This window comes from Micromonospora sp. NPDC004336, from assembly GCF_053602615.1.
In genome coordinates this window covers 59,820-75,794 of sequence record NZ_JBSGDY010000004.1, presented here as the reverse complement: position 1 = coordinate 75,794, position 15,975 = coordinate 59,820, and the positions used below count along the sequence as shown (strand labels likewise).

General features: G+C 75.5%; 12 protein-coding genes. 6 read left to right on the top strand and 6 right to left on the bottom strand.

Annotation, left to right across the window (positions count from 1 at the left end; genetic code table 11):
* The first annotated feature begins 588 nt into the window (after positions 1 to 588).
* Entirely contained in the window at positions 589 to 2,262 is a 1,674-nt protein-coding gene (paaN, locus tag ACWENR_RS02025; protein ID WP_452275208.1) for a phenylacetic acid degradation protein PaaN, read from the top strand.
* 240 nt (positions 2,263 to 2,502) lie between these two features.
* On the opposite strand, the gene ACWENR_RS02020 is transcribed toward paaN, so the two are convergent.
* On the bottom strand, positions 2,503 to 3,063 hold the full coding sequence (locus ACWENR_RS02020) for an N-acetyltransferase family protein (RefSeq protein ID WP_452275207.1): 561 nt from the start codon (positions 3,061 to 3,063) through the stop codon (positions 2,503 to 2,505).
* A gap of 209 nt (positions 3,064 to 3,272) precedes the next feature.
* Between ACWENR_RS02020 and ACWENR_RS02015 the strand changes: the two genes are divergently transcribed.
* The 3 genes from ACWENR_RS02015 to groL all read left to right on the top strand — a co-directional run bounded on the left by ACWENR_RS02015 (position 3,273) and on the right by groL (position 7,155).
* Positions 3,273 to 3,476, top strand: a complete 204-nt coding sequence (locus ACWENR_RS02015; protein WP_013288855.1) for a cold-shock protein — start codon at positions 3,273 to 3,275, stop codon at positions 3,474 to 3,476.
* Positions 3,477 to 4,211: 735 nt separating this feature from the next.
* A complete protein-coding gene (locus ACWENR_RS02010) occupies positions 4,212 to 5,258 on the top strand; it encodes a hypothetical protein (protein ID WP_452275206.1) in 1,047 nt (348 codons plus the stop codon).
* A 274-nt stretch (positions 5,259 to 5,532) separates the two neighbouring features.
* Entirely contained in the window at positions 5,533 to 7,155 is a 1,623-nt protein-coding gene (gene groL, locus ACWENR_RS02005; RefSeq protein ID WP_452275205.1) for a chaperonin GroEL, read from the top strand.
* 58 nt (positions 7,156 to 7,213) lie between these two features.
* On the opposite strand, the gene ACWENR_RS02000 is transcribed toward groL, so the two are convergent.
* From ACWENR_RS02000 to ACWENR_RS01990, 3 genes are all read right to left on the bottom strand, one after another.
* The gene (locus ACWENR_RS02000; protein WP_452275204.1) at positions 7,214 to 7,411 is read right to left on the bottom strand and encodes a hypothetical protein; all 198 of its coding nucleotides are present in this window, start codon (positions 7,409 to 7,411) and stop codon (positions 7,214 to 7,216) included.
* 92 nt (positions 7,412 to 7,503) lie between these two features.
* Entirely contained in the window at positions 7,504 to 8,433 is a 930-nt protein-coding gene (locus tag ACWENR_RS01995) for a GNAT family N-acetyltransferase (RefSeq protein WP_452275203.1), read from the bottom strand.
* Positions 8,434 to 8,542: 109 nt separating this feature from the next.
* The gene (locus ACWENR_RS01990; RefSeq protein WP_452275202.1) at positions 8,543 to 9,289 is read right to left on the bottom strand and encodes an ArsR/SmtB family transcription factor; all 747 of its coding nucleotides are present in this window, start codon (positions 9,287 to 9,289) and stop codon (positions 8,543 to 8,545) included.
* 64 nt (positions 9,290 to 9,353) lie between these two features.
* Here ACWENR_RS01990 and ACWENR_RS01985 point away from each other — a divergent pair, with 64 nt between their 5' ends.
* On the top strand, positions 9,354 to 9,944 hold the full coding sequence (locus ACWENR_RS01985; protein ID WP_452275201.1) for a dienelactone hydrolase family protein: 591 nt from the start codon (positions 9,354 to 9,356) through the stop codon (positions 9,942 to 9,944).
* Between the two features lies 1 nt (position 9,945).
* Here the strand turns inward: ACWENR_RS01985 and ACWENR_RS01980 are convergent, their stop codons facing one another.
* Positions 9,946 to 12,510: a S8 family serine peptidase gene (locus tag ACWENR_RS01980; protein WP_452275200.1), complete on the bottom strand. Its 2,565-nt coding sequence runs from the start codon at positions 12,508 to 12,510 to the stop codon at positions 9,946 to 9,948.
* 77 nt (positions 12,511 to 12,587) lie between these two features.
* Between ACWENR_RS01980 and ACWENR_RS01975 the strand changes: the two genes are divergently transcribed.
* A complete protein-coding gene (locus ACWENR_RS01975; RefSeq protein WP_452275231.1) occupies positions 12,588 to 14,405 on the top strand; it encodes a glycerol-3-phosphate dehydrogenase/oxidase in 1,818 nt (605 codons plus the stop codon).
* Positions 14,406 to 14,510: 105 nt separating this feature from the next.
* Here the strand turns inward: ACWENR_RS01975 and ACWENR_RS01970 are convergent, their stop codons facing one another.
* Positions 14,511 to 15,911, bottom strand: coding sequence for an FAD-binding oxidoreductase (locus ACWENR_RS01970; protein WP_452275199.1), 1,401 nt, complete (start codon positions 15,909 to 15,911; stop codon positions 14,511 to 14,513).
* Between the last annotated feature and the right edge of the window lie 64 nt (positions 15,912 to 15,975).

Sequence of the window (15,975 nt, the reverse complement as noted above, 5' to 3'; positions counted from 1 at the left end):
CAAGATCGCCGGGCAGGTGCGGGCGAGGGCCGGGGAGGGTGGGGTGGGGGTGGGGGTGGGGGTGGGGGGGGGGGGGGGGGGGGGGGGGGGGGGGGGGGGGGGGGGGGGGGGGGGGGGGGGGGCCGCGGGGATTCGTCGGGTAACTGGGTTTTCGCTGTGAGTGCGGAAAACGCGCCGACAAGGACTTGACGGCAGGAACCGGACGGCGCAAGATGCTCCGTGCGGGAGGGCGTTTCGCCGGAGACTTTGAGTTCTTGCGACCCAACGCCGGAGGCGTTGTGCGAGCGTCCCTCCCGACCAACGTCCGAACGGGCCAGCGGCTGATCCGCTGGCCCGTTCGTCTTTCCCGCCCACCCTCCACGGGCTCCCCGATTTCCCGCCCGCCCTCCACGGGCTCCCCGACGCGCCCGGCGGGGACGGCCGGCACGAAGACGTAGATCCCGCCGCCGGCCGACGACCAGCACCGACGACCAGCACCGACGGGCGGCTCGCCGGCGTCCCGTCGACGCCCGACCGACTGGCGGCCGACGATCCGAGTTGTGACACGCCCCTACTGATCCTGATGCTTCCTGTTGCATGATGGCGGGCATGACGGAGACCCCGCACCCCCTGTACGCCAGGCACGCCGACACCCTCACCCGGGCGCTGACCGCCATCACGGAGCGCGGGTACTGGTCCGCCTACCCCGAGTCGCCCAGCCCCCGGGTCTACGGCGAGACCGCCGCCGCCGACGGCAAGGCCGCCTTCGAGGCCTACCTCGGCGGTGACTTCCCCCTCGACCAGCCCGGCGCCGGCGACCGGGTCGCCACCGAGTCCAGCCCCTTCGGCGTCGAGCTGAACGTCCGCTACCCGCACGCCGGCGCCGACGAACTGGTCGCCGCCGCGACCGCCGCCCTGCCCGGCTGGCGCGACGCCGGCCCGCAGGCCCGTGCGGGCGTCTGCCTGGAGATCCTGGACCGGCTGCACAAGCACGTCTTCGAGTTGGCCAACGCGGTGCAGTTCACCAGCGGCCAGGCGTTCGTGATGGCCTTCCAGGCCGGCGGCGCGCACGCGCTGGACCGCGCGCTGGAGGCGGTCGCCTACGCGTACGCGGAGATGACCCGGCACCCGGGGACGGCGGGCTGGGAGAAGCCGGCCGGCAAGGGCGACCCGCTGCGGATGACCAAGACCTTCCACGTGGTGCCCCGCGGCGTCGCGCTGGTGATCGGCTGCAACACGTTCCCGACCTGGAACTCGTACCCGGGTCTGTTCGCCTCGCTGGTCACCGGCAACCCCGTCGTGGTCAAGCCGCACCCGCGCGCCGTGCTGCCGCTGGCGATCACCGTGAAGTACGCCCGGGAGGTGCTCGCCGAGGCCGGCTTCGACCCGAACCTGGTGCTGCTCGCCCCCGAGGCCCCGGGCGAGAAGCTCGCCTCCACGCTGGCCCTGCACCCGGCCGTGAAGATCGTCGACTTCACGGGCTCCACCGAGTACGGCGACTGGCTGGAGGCCAACGCCCGGCAGGCGGCGGTCTACACCGAGAAGGCTGGCCTGAACACGGTGGTGATCGACTCCACCGACGACTTCGCCGGCCTGTGCCGCAACCTGGGCTTCACGCTGACCCTCTACAGCGGCCAGATGTGCACCACCTCGCAGAACATCCTGATCCCGCGCGACGGCATCGCCACCGACCAGGGGCACAAGAGCTTCGACGAGGTGGCCGGCGGGATCGCCGCCGCCGTCGGCAAGCTCACCGCCGACCCGGCGCGCGGGGTGGAGCTCACCGGCGCCATCGTCAACGACGGGGTGCTGGAGCGCCTCGACGAGGTCACCAAGGTCGGCGAGGCGGTGCTGGAGTCGCGTACGGTCGAGCACCCGGCCTTCCCCGGCGCGGTGGTCCGCACGCCGACGCTGGTCAAGCTGGCGGCCGACGACACGGCGACCTACTCGAAGGAGTGGTTCGGGCCGATCTCGTTCGCGATCGCCACCGACTCCACCGCCCACAGCCTGGAGATCCTGCGGTCCACCGTCGGCGAGAAGGGCGCGCTCACGGCGGCGGTCTACTCCACCGACGAGGCTGTCCTCGACGCGGCCGAGGCGGCGGCGATCGAGGTCGGGGTGCACCTGTCCTGCAACCTGACCGGCGGGGTCTTCGTGAACCAGTCGGCGGCCTTCTCGGACTTCCACGGCAGCGGCGCCAACGCGGCGGCCAACTCCGCGCTCACCGACGGCGCCTACGTGGCCAACCGGTTCCGCGTCGTGCAGTCCCGTCGGCACGTCTGAGTCTTCTGGTCGGGTTCCGGGGCGGCCCGCCCCGCCCGGGGTGGGCTCGCTCCCCGGGCGGGTGGGCTCGCTCCCCGCGTGGGGCGGGCTTGCTCCCCGCGAAGGGCGGGCTCGCTTCCCGCCTAGGGCGGGCTCGCCCCGGGAACCCTTCCGTCCCACCTCTGGTGCGTCGATCCCCGGGACTTGTTGCCGTGGCGCGGCGGGTCGCGTGCCGTCTGGGGTGAATCTGCGACCGCAGGGTCAGGCGGGGCGGCGCATCTGAAGCTCGGTGAGCGCCGGGACGGTGGGGTGCGGGACGCGCACCCCGGTGTCGACGAAGCCCAGCCGTCGGTAGGCGCGGTAGGCCCGGTCGTTGCCGACCACGACCTCCAGCATCAGCTCGGGCCGGCCGTACGCCCGGGACCAGGCGGCCACCGCCTCGACGAGTTCGCCGAGCAGGCCGGTGCCCCGCCAGGACGGGGTGACGTAGACGGCGTAGACGACGGTCAGCCCGGGCTCCTCCGGGGTCACCGTGCCGCCGGCGTGCCCGACCAGCCGGCCGCCCGGGTCCGCCACGAACTGCGCGGTGCCCGCGCCGGCCGACACGTGCGCGATCCGGGCCGCGTAGTCGGCGTGCGGCCGGGCCGCCGCGTCGGCGAGGGTCTCCAGGAACGCCAGCGGCGCGTCGGCCAGCATCTCCAGCCGCAGCGCGCGCATCCGGGCCGCGTCGCCCGGGCGGATCCGCCGGACCTCCACCGGCCCGGGCCCGGCCCGCCGGAGGTCTGCCGGCCCCCGACCCGGCGCGCCCGACGTGCTCGTCATGCCGCATGCCTACCACAACGATGGTCACCGATGTCGTCGGATCGGAATATGCCCGATTTGTGGTCGTGCGCCGCCGTCACGCCTCGTGTAGCGTGCGATTTCGGTCACCGATTCAGCGGCCCTCGCCGATCGCCGATTCGGTGGTCCTCCGGTGCCGGTCCGCCGGGCTCCGGGGTCGTGGAACGCCGCGCAGAGTGAGGAAGTGCACCGTGGCACAGGGCACCGTGAAGTGGTTCAACGCCGAGAAGGGTTACGGCTTCATCGCCGTCGACGGCGGTCAGGACGTGTTCGTCCACTTCTCCGCGATCGAGATGGACGGCTACAAGGCGCTGGACGACGGCCAGCGGGTGGAGTTCGAGATCGCCCAGGGTCAGAAGGGGCCCCAGGCCGAGCGCGTACGCGTCATCGCCTGACCCGCCGCCCGCCGCCCGCCGCCCGCCGCCCGCCGCGGGGCCGGTCGGTCGGGTGCGGCGGGCCGTCCCACCGCGACAGCGCCGCCGGTCGTGGCGTGGGCCGCAGCCCGACGCCCGACCGGCTTTCCGGCGCCGACCGGCCGCCTGACGCGGACCGGACGCCCGACGCCGTCCGGCTTCCCGACGCCGTCCGGCCGCCCGGCGACGCGTGGATCGGGATGCGCGGATCTGGATGCGCGGATTGGGATGCGCGGATTGGGATGCGCGGGGGCGGGCTACTCCCGGGGCGCGCGGGCAGGGAAGATCGTGGACCGTTCCAGCCGTCGCTGAGGAGGGTCCATGTCCGACCAGCCGCCCCAGGCCACCCCGCCCCCGGGAACCCCCGATCCCGCCCCGGGGCCGGCCGGCGATCCGACCGCCCCGCCGCCGTTCGCGCCCACGCCGCCGTCGGCCGACGGGCCGACCGTGCCCACGCCGCCTCCGACGGCCGGGGAGGCACCGGTCGCGCCCACGCAGCCTCCGGCAGCCGGGGAAGCATCGGCCGCGCCCACGCCGCCTCCGGCAACCGGGGGAGCGCCAGCCGGCGAAGCGCCGGTCGGCGAAGCAGCGATCGGGGAAGCGCCCGCGTCGCCTCCGTCCGACGGCGCGACGGCCGTCCCCGCTCCGGTCGGCGAGACGTCCCGGCCGGTCGCCCCCACGCCCCCGCCGGTCGGGGCCGCGTCCCCGGCGACCGGGATGCCGGGCTCCGCGCCCACCGGGGGTCCGACGGGCGCGCAGCAGCCGCAGGGCTGGGTCCTCCCGCCCACCGGCGGGTTCCCGGCCGGCGCCGGCCCGTACGGCGGGCAGCAGTGGTATCCGGGTGCGCCGGTCGTCTATCCCGGGGCTCCGGTCCCCTATCCGGGGCAGCAGCCGGGCCACGGGTGGTACCCGCCGGGCGTCAACCCGGCCGATCCGCTGGTGACCCCGCCCGGGGGCGGCGTGAGCGGCTGGTTCGACCGGTGCGTCGGTGCGGTGCGCCGGGGCTGGCGACTGCTGCTGCCCATCCTGCTGTTCACCCAGGTGCTGCCGGCGGTGGTGGTCTCGGTGGTCACGCTGGTCCTCGACCCGACGGCGAAGTGGGAGGAGTCGACGGCCGGCGACCCCGCCGCGCTGCCCGACACCTTCCTGGCCGACCTGGGCCTCCTGTTCTCCGTGGTGCTCGGCAGCGCCATCGTCTTCGGCCTGGTGCAGAGCCTCGGCTGGGCCGCCGGCACCTGGGTGGTCACCCGGCAGGCGGCCGGTGAGCAGGTGAGTCTGGGCGCCGCGCTGGCGTACGGGGCGCGCCGGGCGCTCGGCCTGTGGGGCTGGACCATGGTGATGAGCCTGATCATCGGGCTGGGGATCTGTTTCTGCGTCATCCCCGGCATCTACTTCGCGTTCGCGCTGAGCATGGCCGGCCCGGTCTACCTCTTCGAGCGCCAGCACCCGATCGGCCGCTCGTACCGGATGTTCCACGACCGGCTGGGGATGCTGCTCGGTCGGGTGGCGCTCGTCGCGGCGGCCGTGATCGTCGGCAGCGGGGCGGCCGGCATGGTCGAGGGCGTCGGGTCGCTGCCGTTCGGCACCACGCCGCTGGAATCGGCGGGCACGGCGGTCGGCGTGCTCGTGGTGACGCTGGTCAGCGGCGTGCTGGCCCTGCCGGCGCACCTCGCCCAGCTCGTCGGGCTCGTCGTCACGTACGCCGAGCAGCGCGTCCACGAGGGTCCGGTGGACAGCGCGCGGCTGGCCGGTGAACTCGGCTGACGGGGACGGGCGTGCTTGCACTCGGCAGGGGAGAGTGCTAAACAAGTCATTGGCACTCGCATACCGTGAGTGCCAATGGTCGGGGCGGTAGGGCCACGGCCGCACGGGCGTCCACACGCCGGTGCGGCACATGGCCGGTCGTCGCGGGCTATCCGGCCCGGCCGAGGAGACGTCGTCGTCGCCAGGTGGCGACGTCCCAAGGTGCGTACACCAGGCGGCCCATCCGGGACACACACTCCGGGTGGCCCGTGAGTGTCCAGGAGGACAACGCCGTATGGCCAAGATGATCGCGTTCGACGAAGAGGCGCGCCGGGGCCTCGAGCGGGGCATGAACCAGCTCGCCGACGCCGTGAAGGTGACCCTCGGCCCCAAGGGCCGCAACGTCGTGCTGGAGAAGAAGTGGGGTGCCCCCACCATCACCAACGATGGTGTGAGCATCGCCAAGGAGATCGAGCTCGAGGACCCCTACGAGAAGATCGGCGCCGAGCTGGTCAAGGAGGTCGCCAAGAAGACCGACGACGTGGCCGGTGACGGCACGACGACGGCGACCGTCCTGGCCCAGGCCCTCGTCCGCGAGGGTCTGCGCAACGTGGCCGCCGGCGCCAACCCGATGGCCCTGAAGCGGGGCATCGAGGCCGCCGTGGCCAGCGTCTCGGAGGAGCTGTCCAAGCTCGCCAAGGACGTCGAGACCAAGGAGCAGATCGCCTCCACCGCCTCCATCTCCGCCGGTGACAGCACCGTCGGCGAGATCATCGCCGAGGCGATGGACAAGGTCGGCAAGGAAGGCGTCATCACCGTCGAGGAGAGCAACACCTTCGGGCTGGAGCTGGAGCTCACCGAGGGCATGCGCTTCGACAAGGGCTACATCTCGGCCTACTTCATGACCGACCCGGAGCGCATGGAGGCCGTCTTCGACGACCCCTACCTCCTGATCGTCAACAGCAAGATCTCGTCGGTCAAGGACCTGCTCCCGATCCTCGAGAAGGTCATGCAGTCGGGCAAGCCGCTGCTGATCATCGCCGAGGACATCGAGGGCGAGGCCCTGGCCACCCTGGTCGTCAACAAGGTCCGGGGCACCTTCAAGTCGGTCGCCGTCAAGGCGCCGGGCTTCGGTGACCGCCGCAAGGCCATGCTGGCCGACATCGCCATCCTCACCGGTGGCCAGGTCATCAGCGAGGAGGTCGGCCTCAAGCTGGACGCCGTCGGCCTCGACATGCTGGGCCGCGCCCGCAAGGTCGTGGTGACCAAGGACGAGACCACCATCGTCGACGGTGCCGGTGACGCCGAGCAGATCCAGGGCCGGGTCAACCAGATCCGGGCCGAGATCGACAAGAGCGACTCCGACTACGACCGCGAGAAGCTGCAGGAGCGGCTGGCCAAGCTGGCCGGCGGCGTCGCGGTGATCAAGGTCGGCGCGGCCACCGAGGTCGAGCTGAAGGAGCGCAAGCACCGCATCGAGGACGCCGTCCGCAACGCGAAGGCCGCCGTCGAGGAGGGCATCGTCCCGGGTGGTGGCGTCGCGCTGGTGCAGGCCGGCAAGACCGCCTTCGACAAGCTGGACCTGACCGGCGACGAGGCGACCGGCGCGCAGATCGTCAAGATCGCGCTGGACGCCCCGCTGCGGCAGATCGCCGTCAACGCCGGCCTCGAGGGTGGCGTGGTCGTCGAGCACGTCCGCAACCTCGACCCGGGTCACGGCCTCAACGCCGCCAACGGCGAGTACGTCGACCTGCTGGCCGCGGGCATCATCGACCCGGCCAAGGTGACCCGCTCGGCGCTGCAGAACGCCTCGTCGATCGCGGCGCTCTTCCTCACCACCGAGGCCGTCGTGGCGGACAAGCCGGAGAAGACCCCGGCCGCCCCGGCTGGTCCGGGTGGCGGGGAGATGGACTTCTGAGTCCGGTTCCACAACGCCGAAAGGGGCGGGCCGCGTCAGCGGTCCGCCCCTTTCCGCGTCAGGTCGGCAGCGGCCGTTGGTTGCGCCTCTTCTGCGCCCGGCCGTACGGCTGCGGGATCTGGACCGGCTCGTCGACCAGGGCCACCGGCTCGTCGGCGGCCTCGTCGGCGCCGGTCATCTCGGCCTCCTGCTCGGCGTCGCCGTAGTCGAGCCGGTCGAACGGCAACGGGCCGGGGCGTTCGTCGTCCGTGGTCATGGCTGCCTCCTCTACCGAAACGGTAGGGGGCGTCGATCAGCGACGGGGGCGAATGGGGCTATCGGCGTCGATGTCCCCTTCGCCCTCCCGCGTCACCCGGCGAGCGTCCTGCGGTACAGGAAGAAGACCCGCTCGATCCGGGCGCCGGCGCTGCCCGAGTAGAACGGCACCGGCCCGACCCAGCCGATCTGCGCCGCCGTCACGCCCGCCGCCCGCTGATCGCGCAGGCAGCGGCGCAGCAGCACCCCGCCGATCCCCGAGCCCTCCGCCGCCGGGGCGGTGCCCATCGGGCCGAACCAGCTCGGCCGCGACGATCCGTACGCGGCGAAGCCGAGCACCTCGCCGTCGCGTTCGGCCAGGTGGCAGCCCGCCCCCTCCCGACCCACCGAGCCGGCCAGCTCGGCGTCCCAGGCGCCGCCGAAGGTGGCGCGGGCGAACTCCGTCAGCGCCGGCAGGTCGCCCGGCTCCGCCCGCCGCACCGTGACGCCCCGCGCGGCCAACCGCTCCTCCGCCGGGCCCGTCGCGCGCAGGGCGGGGCTTTCGTCGTACGACAGGTCGGCGGTCATGTTCCAGGCCGTACGGTCGCGGGTGTAGCCGAGCGCCGACGCCGCGCAGACGGCCGGGGTGTAGCGCACGTCGATGCCCGGCCAGGCGTAGTACGGCGGATTGCCGGCGAGCAGCACCTCCACCGCGCCGAGCTCGGCGAGCCGCGCCTCGGCGACCCCCACCAGCGCGCGCCCGACGCCCCGCCGCCGCTGGTCCGGCGCCACCGCGATCAGGTCGACGTGCCCACGGGCGTCGCCGTCGCCGGCGGCGAGGGAGCCGACGAGGGTGCCGACGAGGCGCCCCTGGCGGTACGCGCCCCACGCGATCACCGGGCGGTCGGCGGCGGCCCGCGTCCAGAGCGTGTCCACGATGGCCGGCGCCTCGGCCGCGTCCTCGGGCAGGTCCAGCGCCCGCCCGCACAGTTCCACCACGGCGGGCCGCTGGTCCGGTCCCAGCTCGACGATCTCCAGGTCCATGGACGCCGACCCTAGATCACCGGGGCGTTTCTGTTAAGAAGGGGACCTGTCGGCTTCGCCGAGACGGGTCCATGTCGGCGCCGTCGGGCCGCCCACGGGCCGGTCACCGTCATTCCGCCGGGCGGGCCCCGGCCCCGGCCCTGGTCTCGCCCTCGCCCTCGCCCTCGTCCCCGGCCCCGGACTCGCCCTCGCCCTCGTCCCCGGCCCCGGTCTCGCCCTCGGCCCCGGCCCCGGTCTCGCCCTGGACCCTGGCCCCGGTCTCGCCCTTGGCCTCGGCCTCGGCCTCGGCGCCGGGCTCGGGGAGGGTCGGCGCGTCCGTCGGGTAGAGGCCGGCGACGAACCCGTAGACCTGGTCGCCGGAGCGGGGGATCTGGGCGAAGCGGCGGGCCAGCGCCTGCACCTCGGCCCAGAACGCCCGCACCTCCTCGACGGGGATGCGGGCGTGGACGAGGGTGCAGCGCAGGTCGTCGGCGGCGTGCGCGGCGGCGGACTCGGCGACGGCCTCCGCGAGCCCGTTGACGCCGGTCGCGACCCGCTTGTCCTCGGGGCGGGTGAGCGCGCCGATGTAGTACGTGCGGGCGACCCGGCCGTAGTAGCGCTCGTCGATGGCCCGCACCCGCCGGGTGCGTACCACGCGCAGGAGGCCGGCGTCGACGAGCGCGTTCACGTGGTAGGCGACGCTGCTCTTGGGCCGGTCGACCGCCCGCGCCAGCTCGGTCACCGTGGCGGCCCGCTCCAGCACCAGCTCCAACAGCGTGGCGCGCAGGGGGTCGGCCAGCGCGCGGAGCTGCGCGGGCGCGGTGACCACGAGCATCTCGTCGAGGTCGTAGTCGGGGATGCGCTCATTGCTCGACATTTTTCGACCGTTCTAGGATAATGGACCATTCGATCGTTGTCGTTCGTGAACCGGAGTGTACGAGATGGCCGAAGTTGTCCTGTTCCACCACCTGCACGGGCTCACCGACGGGGTGCGGGAGTTCGCCGACCGGCTGCGGGACGGCGGGCACGGCGTGCACACGCCCGACCTGTTCGACGGCGCGCGGCCGGCGACCCTCGACGAGGGCCTCGCGCTCACCAGGAGCATCGGGGGCGACGTGCTCCGCGAGCGCGCCGACCGGGCCGTGGCGGAGCTGCCCGACGGCCTGGTCCACGCGGGCTTCTCCTGGGGCGCCGCCACCGCCCAGCGGCTCGCCCAGACCCGCCCCGGCGTTCGCGGCGCACTGCTCTACGAAGCCTGCCTGCCCGTCACCGGCGAATGGGCCGTCGGCCCCTGGCCCGCCGGGGTTCCGGTGCAGGTCCACGGCATGGACGCCGACCCGTTCTTCGCGCTGGAGGGCGACCTCGACGCCGCCCGCGAGCTGGTCGGCGTCGTCGGCCCCGACCTCGCCGAGCTGTACGTCTACCCGGGCGACCGGCACCTGTTCACCGACAGCGCGCTGCCGTCGTACGACGCGGACGCGACGGCGCTGGTGGTGCGGCGGTCGCTGGAGCTCCTCGACCGGCTGGGCTGACTCACCCCCGCGCCGCCCGGACGGCCGCGTACGCGTCGACCAGGCCGGCGCCGGTGATGTTCGCGTCGCCGCCGCAGGTGGCCGTCCGGGAGGCGTACGTCGCCTCGGCCCGGGTCGCGGTGTCCCGCAGGATCTGCCGGGTCCGGGGCAGGTCGCCCACCAGCGCCGGGTTGGCCGACCACATCAGCGCCACCACGCCGGCCACCTGGGGGGTCGCCATCGACGTGCCGCTGAGCGAGTCGTACCCGCCGCCGGGCATCGCCGACAGCACCTCGTCGCCGGGCGCGACCAGATCCGGCTTGGTCGCCCCCGGCACCGGTCCCCGGGACGAGAAGCTGGTCACCCGGCGCTGCTGGTCCACCGCGCCGACCGTCAGCACGTCCCCGTACGGCGCGGGCGGGTCGTCGATCGAGCCGCAGTACGGGCCGGTGTTGCCGGCGGCGGCGACCACCAGGATGCCGGCGGCGTCCAGGGCGGCGGTGGCCGGGCTGAGCGCCCGCGGGTCGCAGCCCTCGATCGCCGGGCAGCCCCACGAGTTGGTGAGGATCTCGGGGGCGCGCGCCGGCCGCCCGTCCGTGAACGGGTCCCCGCCGGGCGGGAAGGGCGCCAGCATGAACTGGAGGCAGTCCAGGTAGTGGCCGGGGCTGCCCAGGTTGCGGTCCAGGTTGACGCAGCCCACCCACTGCGCGCCGGGGGCCACCCCGATCCCGCCTCGCCCGACCGCGCTGCCCACCGTGTGGGTGCCGTGCCCGCCCCGGTCGCGCGGGGACCGGGTGCCGTCCCACGGGTCGTACCAGGAGTCGTCGCCGCCCCGGAACCCGCCGGCGAGCGCCGGGTGCCCGCCGTCCACCCCGGAGTCCGAGCTGCCCACGACGACGCCGGAGCCGTCGACGCCGAGCTGCGACCAGACCCGGTCCGCGCCGATCATCCGGACGTTCCACTCCGGGCCCGTCGGCGCGGGCGCGGAGCCGCTGCTGCTGCCGGCCGGCGCGGGCAGCGGCCGTACCCGCTGGCTGACCAGCACGCGGGCCACCTCCGGCCGACGCGACAGCCAGGCCCGCACCGCCGGCCCGCCGTCCACCTCGACCGCGTTGACCAGGTAGTAGGGGGTGTGGTCCAGCCGCAGCCGGCGCAGGTCCCGGCGCAGGTCGGCCTGGGTCCGCTCGGCCGTGTCGACCAGGCGGCGGTAGACCTCGCCGGCCCGCGCGTCCCGGCCGGCCCGGCCGGTCGTCGGGGGGACGCCGCGCAGGTCGGCCTGCTCGCGCAGCACCACGAACAACCGCTCGCCGTGCAGGCCGGGCTGGCCGGCGCCGACGGCCACCACGCCGACCGCGACCAGCAGGGCGGCGGCGGTCACCGCGGCCACCCGCCGGCTCGGCCGCCGGCTGCGGGGCCGGGCCAGCAGCACGCCGTACGCCACGGCGAGCACGGCCGCGACGGCGAGCCCGGCGCCGGCGGCGGCGGCCACCCAGAACGGCACGTCGCGGGTGGCGGCCAGGACGAGGGTGATCTCCTCGGGGTCGGTGAAGGCCAGCGGGCCGAACACGGCGAGCCCGACCAGCCAGCGGATCGCGGCGCGCGCGCCCGCCGGCCCGGCGACGCCCGGCGCGCCGGCGTGGGCGGTGTCCGAGAGCCCGGCGTGGGTCGCGCCCGGCGGGCCGGCGTGCGGCGGGCCGGCCGGGCTGGCGGTGTCCGAGAGGCCGGCGCGGGCGGCGCCCGGCGGGCCGGCGTGCGGCGGGCCGGCCGGGGTGGCGGTGGCCGGCCGGCGGGCCGCCGCGTGCAGGGCCGCCAGCGCGAAGCCGGCCGGCGGCAGGGTCAGCAGCAGGGGAAGCTGGGCGCCGGACTGCCCGACCCCGGCGGCCAGCAGCAGCAGGGCGACCCCGGCGACGAGCCCGCCGACCAGCACCAGCCGGGCCGGCCGCGGCGGCACGTCCCCGGCGAAGCGGGCCCAGAAGGCGTCGTCCAGCAGCTCCCCGGCCAGCACGCCCAGGGCCGCGGCGGCGAGCCCGGCGAGCACCGTCTCCAGCAGGCCGCCCAGGGCCCCCAGCCAGACCCAGGGCAGCAGCAGCGCCAGCCCGCCGGCCGCCCCGAGCAGGGTGACGGTCGGGGCCGGCCGGGCGGCCGCGCGGCGGGCGACCGCCCGCAGGACGAGGGTCGCCAGGGCCGCGGCGGCGGCCAGCGCGGCGAGGTACGCCTCGTGGTGCACCGGCGGGATCGCCCGGAGCAGCCCCAGCGCGCCGAGCACGAGCGCCGCCGCCAGCCAGGCCCGGCCGGTGGCGCGGACCGCCGCCGAGCGGGGCAGCAGGGCGAGCGCCAGCGCGGGCGCGCCGACCAGCAGTACCGTGAACAGCACCGTGGCCGGCCACAGCCACACCACGCGGTCCAGCCCGGAGGCCAGCACGATCTGGTCGGCCAGCCACCCGCCGAGCTGGCCGACCAGGACGAACCAGACGGCCCAGCAGCCGACCGCCACCGCCGCCACCACCGCCCACGGGCTCGGCCGGGCCGGCGCGGCCGGCGGGAACGGGGCGGGCTGGTGAGCGGGGAACGGGGGGCCGACCTCCATGCCCCGACAGTACGGCGCGGCCGGCGTGTGGCCGGAGCGGCCACGACGGTTACCGTGGACGGGTGCGTGACCCCAACGTGTCCCGAATCGCGGCCGGCCAGCTCTCCCCGGAGCGCCGGGCCGCCGACCTGCGCCGCCTGCGGGCCGAACGCTTCGACGTGCTGGTCATCGGCGGCGGGGTGACCGGGGCGGGCGCCGCCCTGGACGCGGCCTCGCGGGGGCTGAAGGTGGCCCTGGTGGAGGCGCGCGACTTCGCCGCCGGCACCTCCAGCCGCTCCAGCAAGCTGATCCACGGCGGCCTGCGCTACCTGGAGCAGTTGGAGTTCCACCTGGTGCACGAGGCGCTCACCGAGCGCGGGCTGCTCGCCACCCGGCTCGCGCCCCACCTGGTGCGGCCGGTGCCGATCCTGGTCCCGCTGCCCGGCGGGCGGGGCGTACGCGACCTGCCCGCCCGGCTGTTCCGCCGCTCCTACTACGGCGCGGGCGTGGCCGCGTACGACGCCTTCGCCGGGCTCCTCGGCGGCGGGCGGGGCATGCCGCTGCACCGCCACCTGACGCGCGAGGGCGCCCGCCGGGTCTTCCCGAGCCTGCGCGCCGACGCGCTGGCCGGCGCGATCCGCTACTACGACGGGCAGGTCGACGACGCCCGGCTGGTGGTGACCCTGGCCCGCACCGCCGCCAGCCTCGGCACGACCGTGGTGACCAGCGCCCGCGCGGTCGGGCTGATCCGGCAGGCCCGCGAGGTCACCGGCGTCCGCGTCCGCGACCTGGAGGCGCCCGCCGGCTCCCCGGACGCCGAGTTCGAGGTGCGCGCCCGCACGGTCATCGCGGCCACCGGCGTGTGGAGCGACGACATGTCGCGGATGCTGAACGACGTCGGGCTGCGCCCCGGCATCCGGGTCCGGGCCTCCAAGGGGGTCCACCTGGTGGTGCCCCGCTCGGCGATCACCGGCGAGGCCGGGCTCATCCTGCGTACGGCGACCAGCGTGCTCTTCGTCATCCCGTGGGGCGGCCACTGGATCATCGGCACCACCGACACCGACTGGCGGCTGGACCGGTCGCACCCGTCCGCCTCCGCCCGGGACATCGAATACCTGCTGGAACAGGTCAACACGGTGCTGGACCGGCCGCTGACCACGGCCGACATCGAGGGCGTCTACGCCGGGCTGCGGCCGCTGCTGGCCGGCGAGGCCGACTCCACCTCGAAGCTGTCCCGCGAGCACGCCGTATTCGAGCCGATGCTCGGGCTGCTGCTGGTCGCCGGCGGGAAGTACACGACGTACCGGGTGATGGCCTCCGACGTGGTCGACCGGGCCGCCCACCGGCTCGGCGCCGTACGTCCCTCGCGGACCGCCGACCTGCCGCTGCTCGGCGCCGACGGCTACCCGGCGATGTGGCGGGACCGGGCTGACCTGGCCCGCCGCCACGGCGTGCCGGTCGGGGTGGTCGAGCACCTGCTGGAGCGCTACGGCACCCTCACCCTCGACCTGCTCGCGCTGATCGACGCCGACCCGCTGCTCGCCTCCCCGCTGGCCGGCGCCCCGGAATACCTGGCGGCCGAGGTGACGTACGCGGCGCGCGCCGAGGGGGCGCTGCACCTGGAGGACGTGCTCACCCGGCGGACCCGGATCTCCTTCGAGACCGCCCACCGGGGCCTGGAGTCGGTCGGGCACGCCGCCGAGCTGATGGGCGCCGTGCTCGGCTGGGACGAGGCCACCCGGGCCCGCGAGGTGGAGCACTACCGGGCGCGGGTGGAGGCGGAGCGGCAGTCCCAGCTGATGCCCGACGACGCCACGGCGGACGCCGCCCGGCTCGGCGCGCCCGACGTCCGGGGTTTCGCGGCCGACCGGGGCTCCGACGACGACCCGGTCGAGCTACCGTCCTCGTCCCGCTGACCGCTCCGCGGGCGCCGTCGACCGGCCCGCTCGACCCGGAGATCCCGCTGCTGCCCGCCCGGGCACCCCGGCCGGGATCACCGACTGATCCGGCACGGGGACCGGTCAGAGGACCTTGCCGGGGTTGAGCAGGCCGGCCGGGTCCAGCGCGGCCTTGATCGCCTGGTGCGCCCGGACGCCCACCGGGCCGATCTCGCGGGCCAGCCAGTCCCGCTTGAGCAGGCCCACGCCGTGCTCGCCGGTGCACGTGCCGCCCAGCTCCAGGCCGAGCCGCATGATCTCGTCGAAGGCGCGCCGGCCGCGTTCGAGGCTCGCCGGGTCGGCCCGGTCCACCACGATGTTCGGGTGCATGTTGCCGTCGCCGGCGTGCCCGACGACGCCGATGGGCACGTCGCACTCGACCGCGATCCGCGCCACCCCGTCGAGCAGCGCCGCCAGCGCGCCCCGGGGCACGGCCACGTCGTCGATGACCAGGCCGCCGTTGCCGCCCGGGTAGGCGTCGGCGGCGAACTTCTCCATGGCCGGGTGGGCGAGCCGGCGGGCCCGCAGCAGGGCCGCCGCCTCCACGGCGTCGGTGGCCGCGTAGACCTCGTCGGCGCCGGCGGCCTCGCAGACGGCGGCCAGCCCGGCCAGGTCGTCGGCCGCCCGGGCGCCGGTGTCGGCGGCCGCCAGCAGCAGCGCCTGGGCGTCGGTCCGCAGGCCCATCGGCCGGTACGCCTCGATCGCCCGCAGGTGGGTCCGGTCCAGCAGCTCCAGCAGGCTGGGGGAGAGGCCCCGGGCGGCGATCTCGGCGACGGCCGCGCCGGCCGCCGCGGTGGACGGGAAGACCGCCACCATCGTCAGCGACTCCGCCGGGGCGGGACGCAGCGCCACGGTCACCTCGGTGATCACCCCGAGGGTGCCCTCGGAGCCGACGAAGAGGCTGGTGAGGTCGTAGCCCGCGACCCCCTTGGCCGTACGCCGGCCGGTGCGCAGCACCTCGCCGGAGGCGAGCACCACCTCCAGGCCGAGCACGTACTCGGTGGTGACGCCGTACTTGACGCAGCACATGCCGCCGGCGTTGGTGGCGACGTTGCCGCCGATGGTGGAGGACTCCCACGACCCGGGGTCGGGCGGATACCAGAGCCCCTGCTTCGCCACGGCGGCGGCGAGCGTCGCGTTGACCACGCCGGGCTGCACCACGGCGATCCGGCTCACCGGGTCGATCTCCAGGATCGCGTCCATCGCCACGGTGCTCAGCACCACCGCGCCCTCGACGGCGTTGGCCGCCCCGGCCAGCCCGGTCCGCGCCCCCTGCGGCACCACCGGCACCCCGTGCCGGGCGGCGGCCCGCAGCACGGCGGAGACCTGCCCGGTGTCGCGGGGGCGGACCACGACCAGGGGCGTGCCGGCCGCGCAGAGGTCCGCCTCGTCCCGCTCGTGCATCCGCAGCAGGTCCGGGTCGGTCAGCACGGCGTCGTCGCCGCACGCCGCGCGCAGGTCGTCGAGGAGGGGGGATGCGGCCATGCCGCCGAGGCTACGGTCGGCCGCGCGCGACCGACAACCGGCCCTCGCGCCGGGTAACTTGGCC

Excerpts from the sequence above, each read along its gene's own strand:
- paaN (WP_452275208.1), top strand. The coding sequence starts at position 589 with ATGACGGAGACCCCGCACCCCCTGTACGCCAGGCACGCCGACACCCTC.
- ACWENR_RS02020 (WP_452275207.1), bottom strand. The coding sequence starts at position 3,063 with ATGACGAGCACGTCGGGCGCGCCGGGTCGGGGGCCGGCAGACCTCCGG.
- ACWENR_RS02010 (WP_452275206.1), top strand. The coding sequence starts at position 4,212 with ATGCCGGGCTCCGCGCCCACCGGGGGTCCGACGGGCGCGCAGCAGCCG.
- groL (WP_452275205.1), top strand. The coding sequence starts at position 5,533 with ATGGCCAAGATGATCGCGTTCGACGAAGAGGCGCGCCGGGGCCTCGAG.
- ACWENR_RS02000 (WP_452275204.1), bottom strand. The coding sequence starts at position 7,411 with ATGACCACGGACGACGAACGCCCCGGCCCGTTGCCGTTCGACCGGCTC.
- ACWENR_RS01995 (WP_452275203.1), bottom strand. The coding sequence starts at position 8,433 with ATGGACCTGGAGATCGTCGAGCTGGGACCGGACCAGCGGCCCGCCGTG.
- ACWENR_RS01990 (WP_452275202.1), bottom strand. The coding sequence starts at position 9,289 with ATGTCGAGCAATGAGCGCATCCCCGACTACGACCTCGACGAGATGCTC.
- ACWENR_RS01985 (WP_452275201.1), top strand. The coding sequence starts at position 9,354 with ATGGCCGAAGTTGTCCTGTTCCACCACCTGCACGGGCTCACCGACGGG.
- ACWENR_RS01980 (WP_452275200.1), bottom strand. The coding sequence starts at position 12,510 with ATGGAGGTCGGCCCCCCGTTCCCCGCTCACCAGCCCGCCCCGTTCCCG.
- ACWENR_RS01970 (WP_452275199.1), bottom strand. The coding sequence starts at position 15,911 with ATGGCCGCATCCCCCCTCCTCGACGACCTGCGCGCGGCGTGCGGCGAC.